At 31.4% G+C, this 2,990-nt stretch carries 3 protein-coding genes; all 3 read left to right on the plus strand.

Annotation, left to right across the window (positions count from 1 at the left end; translation table 11 throughout):
• A partial coding sequence (locus tag Q0V15_RS12680; protein ID WP_367173779.1) for a hypothetical protein occupies nucleotides 1-360 on the plus strand: 360 nt, incomplete at its 5' end.
• 12 nt (nucleotides 361-372) lie between these two features.
• Nucleotides 373-1,155 carry an SdrD B-like domain-containing protein gene (locus Q0V15_RS12685; protein ID WP_297439507.1) on the plus strand — a complete coding sequence of 261 codons (783 nt, stop codon included), beginning with the start codon at nucleotides 373-375 and terminating at the stop codon, nucleotides 1,153-1,155.
• A 36-nt stretch (nucleotides 1,156-1,191) separates the two neighbouring features.
• The coding region (locus Q0V15_RS12690; RefSeq protein WP_297439508.1) for a DUF6923 family protein at nucleotides 1,192-2,990 on the plus strand (1,799 nt) is incomplete at its 3' end.

Below are 2,990 nucleotides of genomic sequence, written 5' to 3' on the forward strand. Positions count from 1 at the left end.
CCACCAAGTTGTAATGATGCAGTAATAAATAAAATCAAAGAATCTTTAGCAAGTATAAATTGTTGTGTTCCACCTAGTCAACCTAAACACTGTCCACCTCCAACAACTTGTTGTGAGCCACCAGTTTATTGTCCACCTGTTCAAACTTGCTGTGAACCACCTATTTGTCCACCACCACAAAAAACTTGTGCGAAACCTCTATGTAATGGATTATATTTTTTAGATAAAGTTCGTATTTATTTTTCTTGCAATAATTTATATGTTGTCTATGATATATATTTTAATTCTAATAATTGTAACTTAGCTTTCTCTAAAGCTAAAAACCAATGTACTTATATCCACACTTACGTAGTTAATTAAAGAGGTGATTTTATGAATACTATACAAGGTTTAGTATGGCATGATTTAAATTCTGATGGACTATTTTCTAGTGGTGATATTTATTTAGAGGGTGTAACTATAAATTTATATGATAAAAAAAATTTAACTATACCCTTAAAATCAACTCTTTCTAACGCCATTGGATTTTATTCATTTATAAACTTAGCAAATAGCGAATATTTTATAGAAGTTCTTACTCCAACGGGATTTAAATTAACTTATAATAATATAGGCAATATCCCCAGTTTATATTCAGCTATAAACCCATTTTCAAACTTATCACCACTAATAAAATGTCTAAATAATTCAACTATAGATATCAATGTTGGTCTTTTGACATTTGAAAATTTTTCAGTGTCAGGACTAACTTTTTTTGACTGCATGAATAATGGATTATTTACTCCAAATGACACACTTATAAATTCTGTTTCTGTTTATTTACAAGATGAATTTGGAAATGAAATTGCTACTACTATTTCATCTACTATTAATAACATAGATGGTTTTTTTAAATTTGAAAATCTTGAAGCTGGAAATTATATTTTACATTTTACAAAACCAACTGAGTTAGATTTTACAGTTCAAAATTTAAACCCTAATGGGTCTCTTGTAGATATAAATACTGGAGATATAACTTTTACTATAACCAATCAAAACTTAACCAATTTATATGCTGGCTTTACAGGTTCATATGCTATTAAATTTAAATATTGCATAGATACAGATTCTTGTTCTTGTAACAACTGTTCATCTTGTCAAAGCTCTTGCTGTTAATTTTTACTTTTATAAATTTTGAAAGGAGAAAAAATTATGGGAAAATTTAATTGTCCAAGACTTGCCTTTCAAGTTATTGCTGAATCTGACCCTTCAAATAATCCATATAATAGCCAATTTAGAAGTATTAACCCTGTAACTGGTACTGTAACTGTAATCTCACCCGATATGGGTGGTGTTATAAATGCTATTGCTTATAATATTACTGATGATTATATTTATGGAATATATGATATGAATGACCCCCTTGCTGGGCATATGGCTAGAATTGAAGATGATGGAACAGTAACTGATATAGGATTAATCCCAAACTTACCAACTAATAATATTACTAATGGTGCATTTGATGATAATGGTTACTACTATATAGCTGGTAATGGTCAAGAAGAGTTTTATGTTCTTGATATGCGCTCTACGTCTCCAAACTTTGGACTTATAGTAGACCCTAGAAATAATTATCTACTCTCTACTGCTGGTAATGAGGCTGTTCCACTAACTGGAATTGGTAATATTTCTGGAGATTGGGTTTTTAATAAAGCCGATGGTTTACTTTATGCCACTGCAAAAGATCTTGCACCAACACCTGTTTTTGTAACAATTAATCCAACTATTCCAAACTTTTCTACTTTAATTACTCCTAGTACTATACCTGTCGGTGGTGGTGCTGCATTTATTGATGCAAATGGATTTATATTTTTCATTCATAATTCTACTGGAACAATTGTTAGATGGAGAAATGATAACGGAACTATGGTTGGAGAAATCTTTTCATACTCTGAACTTCCCAAAAGACAAGATGCGACACTTTGTCTTAATGCAGAAATCCTTGTTGATTTTGGTGATGCACCTGATACTAACTCTGCCTCACAAGGTACAGGTAATTACAGAACAAAACTTGCTAGTGATGGACCAAGACATCTAATTCATCCAGATTTAAAACTTGGAAGAGATATAACTGCTGAAACTGATGCTTATCAAAGCTCTGATGCTAGTGGTGATGATATCCCTTCTCAAACACCTGATGATGGTATTGTAGCTTCACTTCCTGATTTACAACCAAATGATACAACCTATTCTTTTTCAGTTTTATATACTAATAACACTGGCTCTTCTGCGAACATTTATGCTTGGGTTGACTTTGATCAAGATGGAGAATTTGAAGGAGATTCTGTACTTGTCCAAAATGTATCAACAAGTTCTAGTAATCCTAGAAGTGTAACTTTTAATTTTACAATTCCAGCAAGCGCTTCACTATCAGCAGGTAATACTTTTGCTAGACTTCGGATAACTACTGATACTTTAATAAATCAAAATGTTTTAGCTATTGATGAAGATACTCGTTCATATGGACCTGCATCTGATGGTGAAGTTGAAGATTATTTAATAAATGTAACTGACCCTAGTGCTAAATTTGATGGAACAATATTTTTTGATCTAAATGTAGATGGAATTTTTGATGTTGGTGAACCACCTATTAGTAGTTCTGCTGTAATTCTTTATGATCAAACTAATAATACTTGCCAAACTACTTATTCTGATTCAAATGGCTATTATAGTTTTAATGTAGTAACCTCTGGAGAATATATCATTTATGAAACTGCTACTGCTAATCTAAATTGTCCACCAACTAATTTTGTACAACCTACAGGATATACTAACTCTACAACACCTAGACAATTTTGGGTTACTGTTACAACTACAGATATTAACAATTCTACTATTTTTACCAATAATTTTGGACATGACACAAATAGTGATTCTCTTGAGTGCTCAAGTACTGCTATTCAGTTTGCTGGAAATCCAAGCGAATGGTTTGATATAAATTTAATAACAGG

Source organism: uncultured Clostridium sp. (genome assembly GCF_947036855.1).
GTDB lineage: Bacteria > Bacillota > Clostridia > Clostridiales > Clostridiaceae > Sarcina.